Annotated in this window: 20 protein-coding genes; 8 read left to right on the top strand and 12 right to left on the bottom strand. The window is 54.9% G+C overall.

Annotation, left to right across the window (positions count from 1 at the left end):
* Positions 1 to 72: 72 nt before the first annotated feature.
* The 3 genes from rsmH to Dform_RS08165 all read right to left on the bottom strand — a co-directional run bounded on the left by rsmH (position 73) and on the right by Dform_RS08165 (position 2,051).
* Positions 73 to 1,158 carry a 16S rRNA (cytosine(1402)-N(4))-methyltransferase RsmH gene (rsmH, locus tag Dform_RS08175; protein WP_076004572.1) on the bottom strand — a complete coding sequence of 362 codons (1,086 nt, stop codon included), beginning with the start codon at positions 1,156 to 1,158 and terminating at the stop codon, positions 73 to 75.
* Position 1,159: 1 nt separating this feature from the next.
* Positions 1,160 to 1,615 carry a division/cell wall cluster transcriptional repressor MraZ gene (gene mraZ / locus Dform_RS08170; RefSeq protein ID WP_225973667.1) on the bottom strand — a complete coding sequence of 152 codons (456 nt, stop codon included), beginning with the start codon at positions 1,613 to 1,615 and terminating at the stop codon, positions 1,160 to 1,162.
* A gap of 187 nt (positions 1,616 to 1,802) precedes the next feature.
* The gene (locus Dform_RS08165; RefSeq protein ID WP_225973666.1) at positions 1,803 to 2,051 is read right to left on the bottom strand and encodes a superinfection immunity protein; all 249 of its coding nucleotides are present in this window, start codon (positions 2,049 to 2,051) and stop codon (positions 1,803 to 1,805) included.
* Between the two features lie 116 nt (positions 2,052 to 2,167).
* Here Dform_RS08165 and Dform_RS08160 point away from each other — a divergent pair, with 116 nt between their 5' ends.
* From Dform_RS08160 to Dform_RS08145, 4 genes are all read left to right on the top strand, one after another.
* On the top strand, positions 2,168 to 2,860 hold the full coding sequence (locus tag Dform_RS08160) for a zinc ribbon domain-containing protein (protein WP_158513484.1): 693 nt from the start codon (positions 2,168 to 2,170) through the stop codon (positions 2,858 to 2,860).
* Positions 2,861 to 2,864: 4 nt separating this feature from the next.
* The gene (locus Dform_RS08155) at positions 2,865 to 3,263 is read left to right on the top strand and encodes a ribonuclease HI family protein (RefSeq protein WP_076004570.1); all 399 of its coding nucleotides are present in this window, start codon (positions 2,865 to 2,867) and stop codon (positions 3,261 to 3,263) included.
* Positions 3,264 to 3,362: 99 nt separating this feature from the next.
* Positions 3,363 to 3,542, top strand: a complete 180-nt coding sequence (locus Dform_RS08150) for a hypothetical protein (RefSeq protein WP_076004569.1) — start codon at positions 3,363 to 3,365, stop codon at positions 3,540 to 3,542.
* A 231-nt stretch (positions 3,543 to 3,773) separates the two neighbouring features.
* A complete protein-coding gene (locus Dform_RS08145; protein WP_076004568.1) occupies positions 3,774 to 4,535 on the top strand; it encodes a MerR family transcriptional regulator in 762 nt (253 codons plus the stop codon).
* A gap of 135 nt (positions 4,536 to 4,670) precedes the next feature.
* Here the strand turns inward: Dform_RS08145 and Dform_RS08140 are convergent, their stop codons facing one another.
* The 5 genes from Dform_RS08140 to Dform_RS08120 all read right to left on the bottom strand — a co-directional run bounded on the left by Dform_RS08140 (position 4,671) and on the right by Dform_RS08120 (position 10,311).
* A complete protein-coding gene (locus tag Dform_RS08140) occupies positions 4,671 to 6,008 on the bottom strand; it encodes an NAD(P)/FAD-dependent oxidoreductase (protein WP_076004567.1) in 1,338 nt (445 codons plus the stop codon).
* An 89-nt stretch (positions 6,009 to 6,097) separates the two neighbouring features.
* The gene (locus Dform_RS08135; RefSeq protein ID WP_076004566.1) at positions 6,098 to 6,376 is read right to left on the bottom strand and encodes a hypothetical protein; all 279 of its coding nucleotides are present in this window, start codon (positions 6,374 to 6,376) and stop codon (positions 6,098 to 6,100) included.
* 4 nt (positions 6,377 to 6,380) lie between these two features.
* The gene (locus Dform_RS08130; RefSeq protein ID WP_083635415.1) at positions 6,381 to 8,474 is read right to left on the bottom strand and encodes an APC family permease; all 2,094 of its coding nucleotides are present in this window, start codon (positions 8,472 to 8,474) and stop codon (positions 6,381 to 6,383) included.
* 140 nt (positions 8,475 to 8,614) lie between these two features.
* Positions 8,615 to 9,382 carry an ABC transporter permease gene (locus Dform_RS08125; protein ID WP_076004565.1) on the bottom strand — a complete coding sequence of 256 codons (768 nt, stop codon included), beginning with the start codon at positions 9,380 to 9,382 and terminating at the stop codon, positions 8,615 to 8,617.
* A complete protein-coding gene (locus Dform_RS08120) occupies positions 9,379 to 10,311 on the bottom strand; it encodes an ABC transporter ATP-binding protein (RefSeq protein ID WP_225973665.1) in 933 nt (310 codons plus the stop codon). Before Dform_RS08120 ends, Dform_RS08125 begins: the two co-directional genes overlap by 4 nt.
* 96 nt (positions 10,312 to 10,407) lie before the next feature.
* Here Dform_RS08120 and pheS point away from each other — a divergent pair, with 96 nt between their 5' ends.
* Positions 10,408 to 11,448 (top strand): phenylalanine--tRNA ligase subunit alpha, encoded by a 1,041-nt coding sequence (pheS, locus tag Dform_RS08115; RefSeq protein WP_076004563.1) that lies wholly within the window; start codon positions 10,408 to 10,410, stop codon positions 11,446 to 11,448.
* Complete coding sequence (gene pheT, locus Dform_RS08110; protein WP_076004562.1) at positions 11,449 to 13,908, top strand: phenylalanine--tRNA ligase subunit beta; 2,460 nt, start codon at positions 11,449 to 11,451, stop codon at positions 13,906 to 13,908.
* Between the two features lie 85 nt (positions 13,909 to 13,993).
* Here pheT and Dform_RS08105 read toward each other — a convergent pair whose 3' ends face one another.
* From Dform_RS08105 to leuS, 4 genes are read right to left on the bottom strand one after another with little or no spacing between them, the layout of a single operon-like run.
* Positions 13,994 to 14,455, bottom strand: a complete 462-nt coding sequence (locus Dform_RS08105) for a hypothetical protein (protein WP_076004561.1) — start codon at positions 14,453 to 14,455, stop codon at positions 13,994 to 13,996.
* 2 nt (positions 14,456 to 14,457) lie between these two features.
* Positions 14,458 to 14,841 carry an iron chaperone gene (locus Dform_RS08100; protein WP_076004560.1) on the bottom strand — a complete coding sequence of 128 codons (384 nt, stop codon included), beginning with the start codon at positions 14,839 to 14,841 and terminating at the stop codon, positions 14,458 to 14,460.
* A 15-nt stretch (positions 14,842 to 14,856) separates the two neighbouring features.
* The gene (gene proC, locus Dform_RS08095) at positions 14,857 to 15,657 is read right to left on the bottom strand and encodes a pyrroline-5-carboxylate reductase (protein ID WP_076004559.1); all 801 of its coding nucleotides are present in this window, start codon (positions 15,655 to 15,657) and stop codon (positions 14,857 to 14,859) included.
* Positions 15,658 to 18,102 (bottom strand): leucine--tRNA ligase, encoded by a 2,445-nt coding sequence (gene leuS, locus Dform_RS08090; RefSeq protein ID WP_076004558.1) that lies wholly within the window; start codon positions 18,100 to 18,102, stop codon positions 15,658 to 15,660.
* Between the two features lie 580 nt (positions 18,103 to 18,682).
* Between leuS and Dform_RS11265 the strand changes: the two genes are divergently transcribed.
* The gene (locus Dform_RS11265) at positions 18,683 to 19,117 is read left to right on the top strand and encodes a hypothetical protein (protein ID WP_145925556.1); all 435 of its coding nucleotides are present in this window, start codon (positions 18,683 to 18,685) and stop codon (positions 19,115 to 19,117) included.
* Positions 19,101 to 19,604 (top strand): DUF6612 family protein, encoded by a 504-nt coding sequence (locus Dform_RS08075; RefSeq protein ID WP_076004555.1) that lies wholly within the window; start codon positions 19,101 to 19,103, stop codon positions 19,602 to 19,604. The genes Dform_RS11265 and Dform_RS08075 overlap by 17 nt, the downstream gene beginning before the upstream one ends.
* Positions 19,605 to 19,617: the final 13 nt, after the last annotated feature.

The raw sequence follows: 19,617 nt of genomic DNA, 5'->3' as shown, positions 1-19,617 counted from the left end.
GCCTCCTCCTTAGATTGTCTTACTCAAATTTACTTTGGGATGCCGTTCAATATCTCAGGCTATTCGCCTTTTTCACATCGCTGCCCTCCTTTTGTCAGGGCAGATTGACCCGGCGGTGAATCCGGGTGGTCCGCGGCGAAGAGTGGGGAGGCCCGCCTCAAGGCCATACCTGGCCACTCTTGTTCTTCTCTCTCTCAGAAAAAAATGGTCTTCAAGCGACACCCCCGGCTCCTCACGGCTGAGGATGCGCTCGGCAGCCCGCAGCTTGGCGCTGCGGCTCCTAGGATTGGTACGTAATTCGTCTTCAGACGGGGTAATGACCTTCTTATTCAAAATCCGCAGCCTGGCGGCATGGCCGCAGCGGCACTCCGGCAGATCGGCGGGGCAAATGCAGTCAGTCGATTCCTGCTGCATGAACTGCTTGACGATGCGGTCCTCCAGCGAGTGATAGCTGATGACCACCAGCCTGCCGCCGAAACCGAGCAGGCGCGTCGCCTGCTCAAGGGCGCTTTCAAGCCGGGGGAGCTCCTCGTTGACGGCGATGCGGAGCGCCTGGAAAGTGCGGGTGGCCGGATGGATGTCGCCGGACCGGCCGATGGTTTTGGCCACAAGGTTGGCAAGTTCGACGGTTGTCTTGAGCGTGCGCGACTCGACGATTCGCCGCGCGATCTTGCGGCTGAAGCGCTCCTCGCCGTAGCGCCACAGGATGTCGGCGATCTCTGCCTCGGCGTAGGAATTAACGATCTCGGCGGCGGTCAGTTTCTGCTCCGGCGAGAAACGCATGTCCAGGGGAGCGTCGTACTGGAATGAAAAGCCCCGGCCGGTTTCGGAGAGCTGCATCGACGCCAGGCCGAGGTCCAATAAAATGCCGTTTACCGGGTAAAAGTCATGAGCCCTGGCCGCCGTCTCCATGGTGGCAAAGTTCTGGTTGATCAAAAGGTAAGAACCTTCGAACCCGGCAAGGTTCCGCCGGGCGATTTCAAGGCTTCCGGGATCGGAGTCGAAGCCGAGGAGCTGACCGCCGGGGGAAGCCAGTTCCAGGATGGCGCGGGAATGACCCGCGGCGCCGACGGTGCCGTCGATATAACGCCCGCCCGGACCGACCGCCAGGGCCTGCAGCGTTTCATCGAGCATTACCGGCAGATGGGAGATCGGCATCTTAGCGCTTTTCCAGCCCTTCCATGATTTGCCAGACCTGGGCCTGGTCATCGGCTTTTTCCGAATCCCAGGCGGACTTGCTCCAGATTTCCAAGTGGTCGGAAACCCCGACAACCACGGCATCGGTCTTTATGCCGGCGTAAAAACGCAGGGGCTCGGGCAGTGAAATCCTTCCCTGGCCGTCGATCGAGGCCGGAAAAGCCTGGCCGAACATGGTGCGCTTGAGCTTGCGCAGCTTGGAGGGGCTGGTTGACGCGGCGGCGATACCCGAGGAAAATACTTCCCATTCCTTGTTGGAATAAGCGTCGATGCAGCCATCCAGGCCGGGTGCCAGGACGATGCCTTCTTGCAGGGGCGCGCGGAAATGGGGAGGCACCGGCAATCGGCCTTTTTCGTCTAACTTGTAATGGAATTCACCGAAAAACAACATTCGCTGGGAGCCCCCGCCTTCTCCCACAATTTACCACGTTTACCCATTTTATGGGCGGGGTAGGGCATTGTCAATACTTTTAACAAAAATATTTTAGAACGCGGCAAACATCGAAAATCGCCGGGTTTGAATGGTCTTTTGGCGGATTAAATTTGGAACAAAGAAAAGGCGGGTGATCACCCGCCTTTTGAGAACGCTTTTAGTTTGAAGGGCTTTACTTCTTGACCGACCAAACCAGGGCTAACATCCATCCAAAAAAAGTTAGCCCCAAAAACGCATCCGCGAAAAGTATGCCTCCGGTGATAGTCAAACCGAGCAAGATGTTGAAACCGCCGATAATCCAAAAATTCTTATGTCTCGCAAAAGCGATAATGGTTGGCAAGAAATAAATCAAGACAGTAAAGATAAAGGCAATAAATCCGGGAAAACTCCCGAAGAAAAAATCGAAAATGTTATCAATCATCCCTGAGCACTCTCAAAAATATCTATGATAGACTACCCCAAAACTGGGAAAGTGGCAAGATGTCTACCATTGGCTGATTGAAGTCCGCCGTTCGCACACGTACAATAGGAACAATGGTGAATATTCCCCGTTTGCTATACCAGTTGCAGGAAATCGATCTGGCATCGGATGCCGCCAGGGAAAAATCAACGCGCATTCAGAACGAGTTGGCGACCGACCCGCTGGCGGCGGAGCGTGCCGCGATCGGAAGATGGCAAACCGAGCTGAAGCGCCTGCAGCATGAACTCAGGGAAAACGACGCCCAGGTCGACGATTTCACCGACCGGATCAAAGGCTACGAGGAAAAGCTTTACAGCGGCCGGATCACCAGCCCAAAAGAGCTCACCACCCTGCAGAAAGATGTCGAACTGTTGAGGGGACACCGGGTTCCCTACGAAGATAAATCGCTGGAGTTGATGGAAGCGCTCGAAGCCACAGAGAAAACGATCTCAGACGCCGAGATAGCCCTGCAAAGGCATGTGGAAGCCTTGGCAGCCCATAATGGTGAACTTAAGGGCCAGTTGAATTCCGCCATGGCCGAACTTTTCGAGCTTGAGGCACGCCGGGCCGGGCTTCTTCCTGAGATACCGTCTGAAGTACAGGTCCAGTATCAGGCCCTCCGAAAACAGAAAGGCAAGGCCATCTCCAAGGTCGAGCAGGGTACCTGCAGAGGCTGCGGCATCGCGGTGAGCCCAGCGTGGCTGCATAGGGCGCGCGCTGGCGATGTAGTACGGTGCGCCAACTGCAACCGCATCATATATCTGGAGTGAACTATTGACCCAACTTATCGCTAACACCGACGGCGCCTGCCGCGGCAACCCGGGCGCTTCGGCTATCGGGGTCATCATCCGGACGCCTTCGGGGCAGGTGCTAAAGACGATTTGCCGCGCTATTGGCAACATGACCAACAACCAGGCGGAATACCATGCGGTTATCGCGGCGCTGGAGGAGGCTCTCAAACTGGGAGCGACGGATTTATCGCTCAATGCCGATTCCGAATTGACCGTCAAGCAACTCTCCGGCAAGTACCAGGTTAAGAATCCGGGTTTGGCGCTTCTGTACGCCAGGGCTAAGGCGCTTGAGTCCAGGTTCAAAAGCGTCAGGTATACCTATATTCCTCGTGAAAGAAACCGCGAAGCTGATGCCCTGGCTAACCAGGCTTTCAAGGGCTGATTCCAGTCAAAATCAAACCTTCTCCCGTTACTGCCGGTTTTGGGATGCCAAAATCCGATGCTACAATGAAAATGCAAACTGAAACGAGGAGGAAGAAATATGATGACACTGGACTTCACCCCCGAAGAACGCGACCTGGTACTGGACATCTTGAATAACTATAAATCCGATTTTCGAATGGAGATCACCGACACCAGCACACCGGAGTACCGGAAACAGCTGAAACAACAGGAAACGATGTTGAATTCGGTGATCGAGAAACTGGAAAAAGCAAAGTAAAATATCTCGCATGGGGCCTAAAGCTCGGCATCATGTGGTGCTGAGCTTTTGTTTTTCGGATTATTCGGTTTTTGCCCACGCAAGCCTGTACAGGCAGGAAGCCTGTACTACCGTCGAGTCCCAGTGATAGTTCGATGCATCGGACGGAATTGTTTTTCTTGACTATTACGTTACGTAATAGATTATACTGCTTTCTGTCGATCGATAAATCAGTATGTAAGGAGAAGACCTGTGGCCGTCGCCCGCAGTTACGCTACCGGGGAACTGGCAAAAGTCTCCGGCGTCAGCCCGCGAACCCTGCAGTTCTACGACAAGATCGGACTGTTGAAACCGGAGTCATATTCGGAGTCCGGTTATCGCCGTTATGACGATGCGGCTGCTTTACGCCTGCAACAGATCCTGTTCTTTCGTGAACTCGGCTTTGAATTGTCTGATATCAGAGCCATCATGGAAAAACCGGACTTTGACTTGCTGACCGCCCTTGAGTCGCATCGGGAGCTGCTTAGAGGAAAGGTGGCCAGGTTGGGCGAACTGCTGGGTACGGTGGACAGGACAATCCAGAAGTTGAAAGGAAATAAAAAAATGGAAATCAAGGACTATTATAAAGGTTTCTCCGAAAAAGAAGTGGAGGCTATACGCCGGGAAGCCCGTGAAAAATACGGCGAAAAAACCATCGCTGACTCAGAAGCCAAAGTGATGGCCATGGGCAAGCAGAAGTGGGACGCCCTCCAGGCGGAGTTCGGCGAAATCTACATGAATATCGTCGCCAACATGGGCAAGGGACCCGGGAGCAAAGAGGTCCAGGAGCAGATCGGCCGTTGGCGGCAGCTCATGGAGAACTTCAGTCATTATACCGACGAGATGATTCTGGGCCTGGGGCGGATGTACTCGGAAGATGAACGCTTCGCCGCCTTCTACCTGAAATTCCACCCCGATATGCCCAAATTCATGACCGCGGCTATCGAGCATTACACAGAGCAGCGGAAGAAGTAGCCGGAGGTCGTCGCAACCAAATGAGCAGGGCGCCACTTGGCGTCTTGCTCATTATCATTTATGAACCACACATTTCGAACTTCTTATTCCGTTTTCGGCATCGAGAGCCGAGCCTGTCCAAAGTGTGTGCATCGCTTATTCCAGCTTTGCAAGAACGGCTCTCGCAGCCACCACCCCACAGGCGCTTGCCTGCACCAGCCCGCGGCTGACCCCCGCCCCGTCGCCGATGGCGAAAAGCCCCGGCATCTCCGTCTCGAATCCGGCGGAAAGCTTCGGCCGCGAGGAATAGAATTTAACCTCTACGCCGTAAAGAAGCGTATGGTCGGAGGCGACTCCCGGTGACAGTTTGTCCATCGCCTCCAGCATTTCGAGCAACCCGGTGAGATGACGGTAGGGCAGGACAAAGGACAGGTCGCCGGGGGTGGCCGATTCCAACGTCGGTCGCACAAGACCGCGGTCTATGCGTTCCGGGGTTGAGCGACGGCCTTTCTTCAAATCCCCCAGCCGTTGTACAAGGACACCGCCCCCAAGAATGTTAGCCAACCTGGCGATATATTTGCCGTAAGCGATCGGCTCCTTAAAGGGCTCGGTGAATTGGGTGCTGACAAGTAGGGCGAAATTGGTGTTGGGGCTGTCATGAGAGGCGTAACTCTGGCCGTTGACGGTGACCACCGGGTCATCGCCGCCCGTGGTTTCGCGTACGACGGTACCCTGGGGGCACATGCAGAAGGTGCGGATGCGGTCGTCGAAACTCCTGGAGAGATATTCCAATTTGGCTTCGTAAAGGACGCTGGTGAGGTTGTCCAGGATGGCGTTGGGTAGTTCGACGCGAACGCCGACATCGACCGGATTGGTGGCCAGTGACAGTCCGAGAGCCCGGGACTGTTTCATCAGCCAGTCGGCTCCTTCGCGCCCCGGGGCGGCGATGACGTTGTTAGCCTCAATAATTTCACCGCCGGAAATTTCCACGCCAGTAAGTTTGCCCCCAGTTTCGACAATCCGGACTACCGGGGTATTCACCCGGATCTCAACGAGGTTCTTGAGGTGATCCCGGATAGCTCTCAGGACCGCGTGGCATCGTTCGGTGCCCAAATGCCGGACAGGCAGGGGCACCAGGTGCAACCCGGCCAGAGAAGCCCTCCGTTCAATCTCGGCAACTTCCGGGCCCGTTCCAAAGAGGTTGTCCGGGGCGCCGAAATCCAGCCAGACCTTATCGACGTGCTGAATCAGTTTTTCGGCTGCGATTTCACCGACGTACTCAGCCAAGTGGCCGCCTGCCTTGGGCGATAGGGTGAGTTTTCCGTCGGAAAAAGCACCGGCTCCGCCCAGGCCGCTGACGATATTGGTGCGGTCGTCGATGTCACGGCCTTTTTCCAGGAGCAGGATTTTCAGGTTTTTGTTCCTGGACAGTTCCAGGGCGCTGAATAGTCCGGCTGGACCTCCGCCAATAATAATGACATCGTAGCTGCTCATAAGACGATTTTATTCACGGTAAGACGCAGCGTCAAGGCAGGCCGACAAAGATCGACCGCCGAATTTGAGACGAGCCGAGATTCTAAGGATTAACCGGATTGCACCAGGTTGGTGAATATTTTGAAAGCCTCGGTTGCCACTGTCCCAGCCAGGCCGTGGAGCGGATTCAACTGATATACCTGATTCACCATGCCGGTAATCTGTTTCAGCTTATCGATCGAACCATCTTTCTCGATGGCCAGGAACATCAGAGCCGCTTGCGCAAGGTGAAATTGATAGAGCCCTTGATCTTCTTGAATCCTGGTTTCTATGGAACATTTGGCAAGAACCGCGATGTAATCCGCCAGAGCCTTTTTGACCTTATCCATAATTCTATTTGACCAGTTGATATGGAACCAGAACTACGGCGACATTGGGATGTTTCTCGAACACCCGGTACAGGCGGCGCGCAGTCCGGTTATGCAGGAATTGCTCCCACCAGTGCGCCGGTATGAATTCCGGGAAGACGATTGTCACGAGGGTGTCCGGAGACTGGCTGTGGATGGCGTTGATATAAGTTATCATCGGTTGGACGAACGATGAGGTCGGCGATTCGACGATAACAAGTTTGAAATCCGGGGCGAATTTCGCCATTTTTCGCTTGAGGCGTTCGGCTCGTTCGGGGTTGGTAGAGACATGGAGGACCAATGATTCTGATGAGATACTGCGAACGAAAGCCATCGCCCGGAGGGAAGCGCGATTAACGTCGTCAATGGGAAGGATGGTGATGTGTTCAAGCTTTGAAGGCAGTGGTTCCCCTTCGATAACTCGAAGCTGGGCGGCGACACGATCGTAGTGGTCGCGGGTTGCCAGGAGAAGCAAAACAATCAACGGAGCCATGACGATGACAATCCAACCGCCTTCGGTGAATTTGGTCGCTATTGCGATGACGAGGATTATCGCCGTCATTACCGCGGCAGTGCCGTTAACCACCATGTTTATCCGCCAACCCCGGGTTTTAGCGCGGAACCAGTGTATGACCATTCCGGAATTGGATAGACTGAACGCCAGAAAAACCCCGATGGCGTAGAGGTTGATCAGGCTGCCGATATTGCCCTGGAACAACACTACGAGTACTGAAGCGGCGACACCCAGGGCAAGGATCCCGGTTGAGAAGGCCAGCCGGTCGCCTTTGAAAAGAAACTGCCGGGGCATGAAACCATCGGCAGCCAGCACCGAAGCCAGGCGCGGGAAGCCCGAAAAAGCCGTGTTGGCGGCAACCACCAGGATGCCCATGGTGGCAATCTGGAAAATATAGTAGATGATGTTGGGACCGAAAACGGCTAGAGCAGTCTGGGAGATGATCGTCTCGGTTCCAGGGACCAGATGCATGTGATTAGCCAAAAAGCTGATGCCGAGGAAGAAAGCGGACAAACAAACAGCCATCAAAGTCATGGTTCTGGCCGCATTGCGTGATTCCGGAGGTTTGAACGACGGCACACCGTTGGATATGGCTTCAGTGCCTGTCATGGCCACGGCGCCTGAGGAAAAAGCGTGAAGGACCAGCCATAGGGTCACGGGAGCCAGAACCGGCAGTACCGGAGGGGGTGAAGCGGGCGCCAGAGTGCCGTTGATAGCTTTGAAGATGCCGATGGCAAGGACGGCGATCATGCCCATGATGAAGAGATATGTCGGGATTGAAAATACCGTGCCTGATTCCCGGACGCCCCGCAGGTTGATCAGGGTCATCAGGCCGATAAAAACCAGGCAAAGCACCACCGCCGGTTCAGCGACCCCGGGCAACTTATCGTTCAGGATCTGGATCCAATGCCCGTGACCCGAAACAATAAGCGCCGAAGTAATTGCCTGGACTCCGGCCACTATTGAGACGGCTACCGTCAGGATGTAATCGATAACCAGCGCCGCCGCGGCTATCAAACTGGGCATTTTGCCCAGGTTGGTCTTTGATACGTTGTAGGCGCCTCCACCCTGCGGGTAGGCGTACACGATCTGGCGGTAGGATAAAACAACGATGGCGAATACCACCGAAACAGCGACGGCGGTGTAAAGCGAGATGTGAAGCGCCGCACTGCCCGCCGTCATCAATATCAGCAGAGCGGCTTCTGTTGCGTATGCCGAGGATGAGATGGCATCGGAGCCGAATACTGCCAGGGCTTTGGCCACGCCCAGCCGTTCTTGAGACTCCTCAACCTTGGCCAAAGGCCGGCCGATGAAGATGCGCTTAATGGCAAGGAACAGCCTGTCAGCTCGGCCTTGAGGGATATGCGCTTCAGGCGTCGCCAGAAAGTGTCCCGGACCGACCTTCTGAAATCCCCTGGGTCGGTTAACCCTGACGAAAATATCGCCCGGACGGGACCCCTGGCGTTGTTCCCTGGAAATAAGGTCGGGGTTCAGCTTGCTTCCGTCGGGTTTTCTATCGACGGGCGGTTTTTGGCCGGGGCTGCCGGTGGATTCGCTATCGGGCATAGGAAATCTGACTTGCCAGATCCTCAGGCAGACAGGCGAGAAAGCTCAACGGGATGATAAAACAATTTATCATACATTTTATGATGAAACTGGACATAAAGCAATTTAACGACAAAATTCGAACCGGAACCCTGGCTGGACTATTCCAACACCCGGCGTCTCATCACAGCGGCGGCCATCAGAAAGAGCACAATTATGGCGGCGACAACTATCGCAAACGAAGCAAACGTCGAAACGCCGAACTCACCTGTTACCAGTGCTCTCATCAATCTGACCGAATGGGTCAGGGGCAAAAAGGGAGATATGCGGCCAACTGCCGCCGGGAGATTGTCCAGCGGGAAAAAGGCGCCCGAAAAGAAGGTCATCGGCGCGATGAACAACGTGAAGTAATAGTTGAAGCTATACACCGATGAAGCCACGGAAACAAAGATAATGGCCAGGCATGAAAAGAGGAATCCCACCAGGCCGGCGACGACCGGGATCAGTATGGCCCACCATGAATTGAGTAATCCGAAAAGTAATGCCACGATCATGATGATGGTGGCGGTAATGACCGAGCGGGTGGCGCCCCATAGTATCTCGCCGGTTACGATGTCCTCGATGTTGAGGGGCGTCGCCAGGATGGCGTCGTAGGTTCGGCGGTACTCCATCCGAAAATAGGCGCCGTAAGTCGCTTCGAAGGTGGCAGTGGTCATGGCGTGACTGGCCAGAATGCCGGGGACGATATAATTGATATATTCCTCTCCCTGGATGACCCCTATGTAGGCTCCGAATCCCAGGCCGATAGCCAGGAGGAGCAATACAGGTTCGATCATGAAGGCCGGCGCCAGAGACCACCAGAGCCTGACGAAAACATCACGGTTGCGCTGCCACATGTGGATTGCCCGGCGTGAAGGCAACTGGATCATTCCACCAGCCCCCGGCCAGTCAACTTGATGAATACGTCTTCCAGGGTTCCCAGCCGTTGCCACGCGTTGAACCCTAAGTTTCCCAGATCGGCGCACAACGCGTCGGTGGGTGAATGAAAAACCTGGAAAATGCTGTCCACCGCTTCAAATTCGACGCCCCGTTTATTCAGTTCATCCTGCAGCTCTGCGCGGCGCTGTTCATTTGGGAGAATTTCGACCACGCGATCGCCGACATATTTTTCAACCAACGCATTTGGCTTGTCTAGGGACAGGATTTTCCCTTGATGCATGATAGCCACGCGGTCGGACAACACCGCCGCCTCATCCATATTCTGGGTGGTCAGCAGCAACGTGACGCCTCGGCTTTTCAACCCCTTCAATTTTTGCCAGACGAGATATTTGGATTGGGGGTCCAAACCAACCGTCGGCTCGTCGAGGATGATGATGCGGGGTTTGTTAAGGAGGGCACGGGCAAGCAGAAGCCGACGCTTCATGCCTCCCGAAAGGTTTTTTATCTTGCCGCTGGCTTTATGTTCAAGCTTGAATAAGGAAAGCGCACCGGTCGCCCGGATCCTGGCCTCTTCCCTGGGGATGTCAAAATATCTGGCGAACGTGATCAGGTTCTCCATGACCGAGAGCTCGGGATCCAGGTTGTCGCCTTGAGGAACAACACCGTAGAGGGATTTGATCCTTCGCGGCTCCTTGTGGAGGTCCATACCCATGACGTTGATGGTACCGCCGGTCAGAGGGGACGTCGTGGTCAACATTTTTACCAGGGTGGTCTTACCGGCGCCGTTGGGACCGAGGAGACCGAAGCATTCACCTTCGAAAATATCGAGAGACAGGTTATCGACGGCGGTGACATCCTTGTATTGTTTGGTGAGGTTTCGGACCTCAACCGCGTGGGGTGTCATAGCTAATGATAACATCGAAGATAGCCGGGGTAAAAGGGAAAATGAAGTTGCCGGATGATTTGACCCGATGGTTAGCTAATGGCTATAATCGGTATCCTGTAAGCTGCTGATATGACTGAAAACGTTTCGATCGAAAACCTCAAGCAAAAAGCCCTGGCCGAACTAGCCGCTCTGATGACCGAAGAGGCGCTGGAAGCATGGCGCGTGGCTTACCTCGGTAAGAAAAGCGACCTGAACACCATCCTGCGCGGGCTGGCCAACCTTCCGGTTGAAGAGCGCAAGTCTGTCGGCGCGGGCGCCAATGTCGTCCGGGAAGAGCTTGAAACCGCGCTCAAAACCAGGGAACACGCCATCAATGAGGAGTCTTTGAAAGCAGTCTCAGGTATCGACATCAGCCTGCCGGGCCGCCCATGGCTTTCCGGCAAACTGCATCCGGTGACCCGTATTGTCAATGAAATCAGCGATATATTTTCCAGCCTCGGTTTTTCGGTCATCGAAGGTCCGGAAGTCGAACTGGACCGCTACAATTTCGACGCTCTGAATATCCCCAAAGAGCACCCGGCCAGAGATACAATGCAGACCTTCTGGGTGGACCAGGCCGACGCCAGCGGTGACCGGCACATTCTGCTGCGGACCCATACTTCGCCGATGCAGGTGCGGTTCATGGAGAAATATAAGGAACCGCCAATCCGTATCGTGGTGCCGGGTCGCGTTTTCAGATATGAGGCTACCGACGCTTCTCATATGCCTATGTTCCACCAGATCGAAGGTCTCATGGTCGACCGGAACGTATCGCTGGCGGACCTCAAGGGCACCTTATTTGAGTTTGCCCGTCGCTTCTTCGGGCCCGACCGCCGCGTCCGTTTCCGCTGCGACTTCTTCCCCTTTGTCGAACCCGGGGTTGAAATGGCGATAGAGTGCGCCGTCTGTAAAGGCGCCGGCTGCCGCCTCTGCGGCGATACCGGCTGGCTGGAAATCCTCGGCGCCGGAATGGTCCATCCAAAAGTGCTCGAAGGCGTCGGGATTGATCCCCAAACGTACACCGGATTTGCCTTCGGCATCGGCGTCGAACGGCTGCCGATGCTGCGATATGGCATCGACGATATCCGCTTGTTCTATGCTAACGATTTGCGTTTCCTGAGGCAGTTCTAAATGAAAGCCCCTATTTCCTGGCTTAAAGAATACGTTGACATAAACATCCCGGCTGAAGAAGTCGCTGAAAAGCTGACAGCCGCCGGGAACGAAGTATCCGGCATTTCTTCAACCGTTCCCGCCTGGGAAGGGGTAGTCGTGGCCGAAGTGCTGTCGGTGGAACCTCATCCCAATGCCGACAGGCTCAGGCTGGTTACCGTCAATACCGGCTCCGAGCAGCCGAAGGTCGTCTGCGGCGCGCCGAACGTCGCGGTCGGAAAGAAGGTAGCCTTTGCCGGCATCGGCACCAAGCTCGTTGACGGGCATACCGGGCAACCGATGGAACTCAAAGCCGCGGTTATCCGCGGTGTCGAATCCAAAGGGATGGTCCTTTCCGAACGGGAACTCGGTATCTCGGACCGGCACGAGGGCATTCTCGAACTGCCGTCTGAAGCTGTCATCGGTACCAAACTGGCTGACCTTCTCGGCGATCAAGTCCTGGAACTCGATATCACTCCCAACCGGGTGGACTGCATGTCCATAACCGGTATCGCCCGGGAAATATTTGCCGTCACCGTGTCCAAAGATATTCCGCAGATGGAAATCAAATCCATCACGATGCCGGATACGGCCTACGAGGAAAAGGGTCCGGACATCAGCTCCCTCCTGTCGGTCACCATCGATGCCCCCGATCTATGTCCCCGGTATACCGCGGCGGTCGTGAAAGACGTAAAGATTGCGGAATCGCCTGATTGGCTTAAAAAGCGGTTGACCGCGGTGGGCATGCGGCCGATCAACAACATTGTCGATATCACCAATTATGTGATGATGGAATACGGCCAGCCGATGCATGCCTTCGACATGTCGAAGATTGCTGGCGGTAAAATCAATGTACGGCGCGCCGCCGAGGGTGAAAAGTTCGTCACCCTGGACGGCGAGGAACGGATACTTTCGGGCGATACCCTGATGATCGCAGACGGCGAAAAGGCTGTGGCTATCGCCGGAGTCATGGGCGGCGCCAATTCAGAAGTGTCAGCTGAAACCAAGGATATCATCCTCGAATCCGCCAATTTCAATTCCACGGGCATCCACCACGCTTCCCATCGCTTGAAATTGGGTTCCGAAGCCTCCATGCGCTTCGAAAGGAATTTGAACCCGGAGTTGGCGATGCATGCCCTGAAGAGGGCTGTCCAATTGATTCTGCAAATCTGCGGCGGCCAGGCGGCCACTGGATTGATCAATATTTATCCCGGCAAGAAAACCAGGCTGGGTGTCCAGGTTCCGGCATCCAGATTTAGCCTGGTGCTTGGCGCCGACCTTGGCTATGACAAGATACTCAGGGCATTCAAGGCGCTGGGGATCGAATTCTACTGGGAAACGGTTGATGAAGCCGAATACGGCACCGGCGGCGAAACTCAATTCCTGCGCGTTTATTCCCCGTGGTGGCGGACTGACCTCAATATCCCCGAAGACATGATAGAAGAAGTCGCCCGGATCTACGGTTACGACAACCTGCCGGTCCGGCCGCTTTCCGGCGATATCCCCAAACGCGTTGGCCCGCCGATTTTGGCTTTCAAAAAACTATGGCGCATCGCTCTTGCCGGTTTCGGATTCCAGGAGATGATGTCCCTGTCGCTTTCCAGCTTCGATGCACTTGAGCGCACTACTTCAGACGGAAAGTTGACCGCCGAGCCTGTCAAATTACTGAACCCGATGACTTCCGAGCAGGAGTGCTTGCGCACCAACCTGCGGGCTCCTTTGCTGACCGCCGTGTCCTCCAATCGCCGCTTCGAAGAAGGCGGATTCAGGTTCTTCGAGGTCGGCCGGGCTTATCACTCAAAGCCCGGGAGTTTACCGGCGGAGCCGGAAATGGTCTGCGGCGTCATCGCCGGTGAAGCCGAACCAGCCGGTTGGCAGCAGGGCAAGCGCCCATTCGATTTCTACGATGCCAAGGGTCTGTTGGAAACTATCCTCGGTCGTATGAATTTGCCATACACGCTTGAACCGGGCAACGACTCGGGTCTACGTCCCGGTCACCAGGCGCAAATCTCTGTCGCCGGTGTTACGTTCGGCGTGTTCGGCGAAGTCCACCCGAAGGTACTAAAGAACTTCGATATCGAAGAGAAGGCCTTCCTGTTTGAGATCAACCTGACCAGCCTCATGCCCAAGGTGAGGCCTGGCCGCAGTTACCAACCGCTTCCCAAATATCCGGCGGTGATGCGGGATATCGCCCTGGTTTTGGACGAGTCGGTGACTCACAAGCAGGTTTCGGACATACTTGCCAATTTCTCGCTGCTCAAGGAAGTCAGGTTATTCGATGTTTATTCCGGTAAGCAGGTTCCGGATGGCAAGAAGTCGCTGGCATACCGGTTGAGCTTCCAATCCCCTGCGGCAACACTTACCGACAACGAAGTAGACAAGGTCATGGCCGAGATCGTGTCCACGTTGATGTCCCAGCTTGGCGCCACGCTACGGGCTTAAATCAACCAGCCGGGCGAGTCACTCCCGTAGTTCAGTTCCTACGTTAATTTCTCCGCACAAACTGTCCTGATTACCTTTCCAGGTGTCAGACAAACAGGAATACTACCGGTATAGCTACCGCCAGCAAACCCACGATCATCACAATATTGCGATAAAGGCCATAGCGCGCCTGGTAACCCTCAACTATGGTCGAATCGTAATATTTGTCCAAGCCTTCTTCCTGGTATAGCTTGACCAGACCCTGGGTCAGCTTGGCTCGCCGTTCGACGCCTTTGGAAAGCGCCTGAATCACAAGGATATTGAAGACGATCGTCACCACGAGCAAAATGACAAAAGCCGCTAGCAGGCCGACGTTTGTCTCAGGCGACGTGGTATAAGATCCGTCGGGACGATAATCATAGCGATTGGTGAAAGCGCCGCTCGCAAAGGCCATGTTAGCCAGCATGAAGACGATGTTCAACACGATGGCTACGATCACCGTCGTCTTGTCGGTTTTTGTAGTCTGGTCTAACTCTGACGATATTTCGCCGTGGAGCCTGTCTTTCATATTTATGCCCTCCCTTTAGACGAATACGAGGAACCATTCTTCGTGGCTGATTGCGCCCGATATTTGGTTATTTCGGTAATAAGGTCATAAGGGATCGGCTTATCCAGCGGCAGCTGAATTGTCCCTTTTGATATCTTATAGCCTCCGAGTTTGCCCTTGAAGGCCTCGACGCCTTCGCCGGTAGGGAACAGGCTGATATGGTCTTTGAACGCGGCGAACCAGACAAGCGTGTGATTGTTGAGCCTGAACCCTGGCATACCATAAGAGATGGTCTCATATGCTCCCGGAGCGGCTTCTTTGATTACCCGGCGGATATTCTCAAGGATGCCCTGGATGTCGGCGGGAAAACCTTTAATATATTCGTCGGTCGACTTTGGTTTCTCCATGGTGTCCTCCGAAAACTAGCTGCCAAGCTCCTTTGCCCGCCGCAAAGCCGCCTCGACCGCGCTATTGACCAGCCCTTTGAAATCACCGGCTTCGAAAACTTTGATCGCCTCTGCGGTGGTGCCGCCGGGGGAGGTGACCATCCGGCGCAATTCCATCAGGTCCCGGCCGGAAAGGCAGGCATACTCCGCGGAACCTGAGGCGGTCTGAAGAACCAGTTGGCGAGCGACTTCGGGATTGAAGCCCATTTTCACGCCGGCATCGACGAGGGCTTCCATGAACAGGAAGAAATAGGCCGGCCCGCTGCCCGAAAGAGCGGTGGCTTTATCAAGGTCGTTCTCGTCAGGGGTGAACAGTTCCTGTCCCATGGCGGTGAGAATTTGCCGCGCGGACTCTTTTTGCTTCGGACTCACCACCTCGGTGGCAGTCCAGACGCTCATGCCCCTGCCGATTTGGGCAGGCGTGTTGGGCATAACCCGGACCACCGCCCGGTGTTTCAACCCGTTCACCAGGGTGGAGATCTTCTTTCCGGCGATAATAGATAGGACCAACTGGCAGCTGTCGATCTGGCCTGCCAGGTCGGTGGTAATATCTTCCAGATTTTGCGGTTTAATCGCCAGAATGATCACTTCGGCATCTTTAATAGCGGCCAGGTTGGATCCCGTCGCAAAAACACCGAGGTCAAGAACAATTGCCTCACGGCTTTCTTCTTTGACGTCGGCGACAGTGATGTCTTCGGGCTCGGCTAACCCTTTATCGATGATGGCTGAGATCATGGCGCGGCCCATGTTGCCGCCGCCGATAAACGCAATTTTCATTTAGATCACCACCACATTGACCAATTTTCCTGGGACATAAACAACACTTTTCACCGTTTTACCTGTGGTGAACTCTTTTACCCTGTCGTTGGCCATGGCGACATCGGTAGCCTGGCACTCGGTAATATCTGCGGGCGCCTGGATCCGGGCGCGAACTTTGCCGTTGACCTGGACAACCAAGGTGATTTCTGGTTCCTTTGCGAGTTCGTTATCCCAGGTGGGGAACGATTGATTATGAATGCTGTATGGTTTTCCCAGGCGCTGCCAGATTTCCTCGGTTAAGTGAGGCGCCGTCGGAGCCAGCATCAGAGCCAGGCTTTCGATGGCCTTGTTCCAGGTTTCGACAGAGACCTTTCCCGATTCCTTGGCCGTCGCCAGGTAGTTGGTGAAATCCATCAGAGCGGCCAACATGGTGTTGAACTGGAGTTTGTCGATATCCAAATTGACTTTGCGAATCACCTGGTTCATTTTCCGAACAAGAGCGGCATCTTCAGCAGTATCGAAGGCAGTCGGTGAGTAATCTTCCAAAGCTAGCTTCCACACGCGGTTGAACCACCGTGACATGCCGCCGATGCCGGAATCGTTCCAATCGCCGCCCAGTTCCCACGGCCCGACAAACATGAGATAAGCGCGGACGGTGTCGGCACCCAGCTCGCCAACATACTTGTCCGGGTTAACCACGTTGCCCTTGCTCTTGGACATTTTCTGGTGCTGGCTGGTGATGACGCCCTGGTTGAACAGCCGTGTGAAAGGCTCGCCGAAGGGCAATCGCCCCATATCACGCAAGGCCATGGTGAAGAACCGCGAATAAAAGAGGTGCATCACCGCGTGGTCGGCGCCGCCGGTGTAGATATCCACCGGCATCCACTTTTTGGTTATCTCCGGGTCGAAGGCTGCCTCGGCATCGTGCGGCGAACAGTAGCGCAGGAAGTACCAACTGGAACACATGAAGGTGTCCATGGTGTCGGTTTCACGTTTGGCAGGTCCGCCGCACCTGGGGCAGGTAGTGTTGATGAAGCCATCAACGTATTTGAGAGGCGATTCTCCGGTGGGCCTGAATTCGGCCGCTTCCGGCAAAAGCACAGGCAGGTCTTTTTCAGGCACCGGCACGATGCCGCACGTGTCGCAATGGATCATCGGGATGGGAGCGCCCCAGTAGCGCTGGCGGGAGATGAGCCAGTCCCGGAGCTTGTAGCTGACGGCTTTTTTGCCGAAGCCCTGGGATTCCATCCAATCGATAATGCCATCGAACGCCTCAGAGTTCGGCTTGCCGTTGAACTGGGCGGAGTTGATCATCTTGCCTTCGCCGACGTAGGCCTCGGAGATGGGTCCGCCCTCATAACCGGGCGGGGCGATGACCACTCGGATGGGCAGCTTATACCTTTTGGCGAAGGCGAAGTCCCGCTCGTCGTGGGCGGGGACGGCCATGACCGCGCCGGTGCCGTAGCTCCAGATGACATAATCCGCGATCCATACCGGCACGGGCTCGCCGTTGAGTTGATTGATAACGTAAGCGCCTGTGAATACGCCGTCCTTCTCCCGCTCCGTGGACAGGCGGTCGATCTCGGTCAGGCGGCGGGCTTTATCCACATAGGCTTCGACCGCGGCTTTCTGCGGCGGCGTCGTGATTTTCTCGACCAGCGGATGCTCGGGGGCCAAAACCATGAAAGTCACCCCGTAAACGGTGTCGGGACGGGTGGTGAATACCTTGATCTTCTTCTCGGCGACGCCGGGGACATCGAGGCTAAACTCTATCTCGGCGCCCGTGGACTTGCCCACCCAATTGCGCTGCATGATCTTGATGCGCTCCGGCCAGTCCAGCCCTTCGTGCTGCATCAGCTCGTCGGCGTATTTGGTAATCTTGAAGAACCACTGCACCAGGTCCTTGCGGACGACCTGGGTCTCGCAGCGCCAGCATTCGCCGCCGCCGACGACCTGCTCGTTGGCCAGCACCGCCTGGCAGGAGGGGCACCAGTTGACGGGAGCTTTGGCACGGTAGGCCAGCCCGGCCTCGTACAGTTTCAGGAAGAACCATTCGGTCCATTTGTAATAGTCGGGGCGGGAAGTGACCACCTCGCGGTCCCAATCGTAGCAGCAGCCCATCGATTTAAGCTGCTTGCGCATGTTTTCGATGTTCTTTTCCGTCCAGACGCGGGGATGGATGCCGCGTTTGATGGCGGCGTTCTCCGCCGGGAAGCCGAAGGCGTCGAAGCCCATCGGGTGCAGGACATTGAATCCCATCATCCGCTTGTATCGGGCGTAAACGTCGGACGGGGCCATGGCGTACCAGTGGCCGATGTGGAGGTCGCCCGAAGTGTAGGGGAACATGGTGAGGGCATACCATTTTGGCTTGGGCGAATCGTCGGGGGTATGGTAAAGGTTATCGGCAGCCCATTTGGCCTGCCATTTTTTTTCTATTTCCTGGGGCTCGTATCTATCGATCATTCAAGGCAACTCCGTTTGGCGATATCCTGTAATCTTAACGCCTGCCCGTAGCTGGTTCAAGTTGTCAGTTTACAGTTCACAGTTAACAGTAGCCTTCAGCGGTCAGCTATCAGTTTTCAGCCGATGACCCTCCGTTTGTGCTTAAGGCAGTTTGTTTTATCGAATTTTCACTATTGATATATTTTTTGGGAAACGACTCGGATTTTACGTTCATTTTTCAGAAAAACGACTGTGCCATCCTTGAAACAATTCCCTTGATAAACATCGTATCGCCTGATCCATTCACCATGAGATTGCATGAGATTCATTGCCCGGCCAACACACTCAGATGACGATGGAACATTGAGATTCTTCGCTTCACTCAGAAAGACAAATGATGAAGGACCCTAATTGAAACGGGGTATTATAGCACGCACGTTCCTTGGGATTGTCAAGCGTTTCGTGTCGTTTTTGGCGGATTATTTTTTTCAGTAAACGCGATACGTTTCAAACCGGTTTGACCATGGTACTATCGGCATATTCCAAAGCCTTGCTTCAGGGTGTATCATGGATATCCGGACTCAATCGGGGAGATATCAACATGAAAAAATCTAAAATTATTTCGATACTGGCAGGCCTGGTATTGATCGCCATCGTCGCCTCAGCGTGCGGCGGCAACGAAACGGCTTCACGGGCTCCCACCTCCAATAACCCGGTGGCGACCACAACCTCGTCGACGACCAATCCACCGACGACAACACCACCCCCAACCCCGCCTTCACCGGATGCGTTGTTAAAGCTTATCAATTCCGCTTCGGCGGGCATGAATACCTATGAAGGAACTCTGTCGACAAATATGTCGATGAACCTGTTCGGCATGGATATGAAGATCGACATGAATGCCACAATGGCCGTCGACAAGCCGGGCCAGAAGTTGTTTACAAGCCTAGTAGGAACCACAAGCGTTTCCGGTCAATCAATGCCAATGAGCGGGCAGATATATCTGATAAACGGATACAATGTACGCGAAAGGTGAAACTGAACAGGCGGGACTTGACCCGAATCTCTGGTATAAGGAAGTCCTGCCATCCGAGGACATGGCCGCCTTGTGGACTACCCAGAATTTGGCAAGCCAGATTCAGATTCTCCTCGATTTGGCAATATTGCAGATCGTCCCCGGCACTGAAGTTATCAATGGGGTCCAGTGTTACAAGCTGAAAATCAACCCGAATATGACCAGTCTAATGGATTACCTATCCGCTATACCCACCGGCGGCGACCTTGCCGATATAGGCATCTGCAATGCCGCCCAGGCGTTCAAACAACTCGATGTGACGATCTGGGTGAGCACCGCCAATTACCTGCCCGCCAAGATGGACATGGCAATGTCTATCGCCATGGACAGCCAGGGCCAGTCGATGAACATCACCATGGCTCTGAGCCAAACGTTCAACAGGGTCAATCAGCCGGTGACGATCACCCTGCCGGCCGCCGCTCAAAATGCCGTGACCTTGCCTTCGTAGTCAGCCGTCCGAT

It is taken from the genome of Dehalogenimonas formicexedens (assembly GCF_001953175.1).
GTDB lineage: Bacteria > Chloroflexota > Dehalococcoidia > Dehalococcoidales > Dehalococcoidaceae > Dehalogenimonas > Dehalogenimonas formicexedens.
Note: the sequence above shows the minus strand (reverse complement) of the source record. Positions and strands in the feature narration are given on the sequence as shown.

Coding starts and splice junctions, on each gene's coding strand:
- Dform_RS08105 (WP_076004561.1), bottom strand. CDS start 14,455: ATGAAAGACAGGCTCCACGGCGAAATATCGTCAGAGTTAGACCAGACT.
- Dform_RS08135 (WP_076004566.1), bottom strand. CDS start 6,376: ATGGATAAGGTCAAAAAGGCTCTGGCGGATTACATCGCGGTTCTTGCC.
- Dform_RS08150 (WP_076004569.1), top strand. CDS start 3,363: ATGATGACACTGGACTTCACCCCCGAAGAACGCGACCTGGTACTGGAC.
- Dform_RS08100 (WP_076004560.1), bottom strand. CDS start 14,841: ATGGAGAAACCAAAGTCGACCGACGAATATATTAAAGGTTTTCCCGCC.
- pheS (WP_076004563.1), top strand. CDS start 10,408: ATGACTGAAAACGTTTCGATCGAAAACCTCAAGCAAAAAGCCCTGGCC.
- proC (WP_076004559.1), bottom strand. CDS start 15,657: ATGAAAATTGCGTTTATCGGCGGCGGCAACATGGGCCGCGCCATGATC.
- Dform_RS08165 (WP_225973666.1), bottom strand. CDS start 2,051: ATGATTGATAACATTTTCGATTTTTTCTTCGGGAGTTTTCCCGGATTT.
- leuS (WP_076004558.1), bottom strand. CDS start 18,102: ATGATCGATAGATACGAGCCCCAGGAAATAGAAAAAAAATGGCAGGCC.
- Dform_RS08130 (WP_083635415.1), bottom strand. CDS start 8,474: ATGCCCGATAGCGAATCCACCGGCAGCCCCGGCCAAAAACCGCCCGTC.
- Dform_RS11265 (WP_145925556.1), top strand. CDS start 18,683: ATGAAAAAATCTAAAATTATTTCGATACTGGCAGGCCTGGTATTGATC.
- Dform_RS08075 (WP_076004555.1), top strand. CDS start 19,101: ATGTACGCGAAAGGTGAAACTGAACAGGCGGGACTTGACCCGAATCTC.
- Dform_RS08125 (WP_076004565.1), bottom strand. CDS start 9,382: ATGATCCAGTTGCCTTCACGCCGGGCAATCCACATGTGGCAGCGCAAC.
- Dform_RS08120 (WP_225973665.1), bottom strand. CDS start 10,311: ATGTTATCATTAGCTATGACACCCCACGCGGTTGAGGTCCGAAACCTC.
- rsmH (WP_076004572.1), bottom strand. CDS start 1,158: ATGCCGATCTCCCATCTGCCGGTAATGCTCGATGAAACGCTGCAGGCC.
- Dform_RS08140 (WP_076004567.1), bottom strand. CDS start 6,008: ATGAGCAGCTACGATGTCATTATTATTGGCGGAGGTCCAGCCGGACTA.
- pheT (WP_076004562.1), top strand. CDS start 11,449: ATGAAAGCCCCTATTTCCTGGCTTAAAGAATACGTTGACATAAACATC.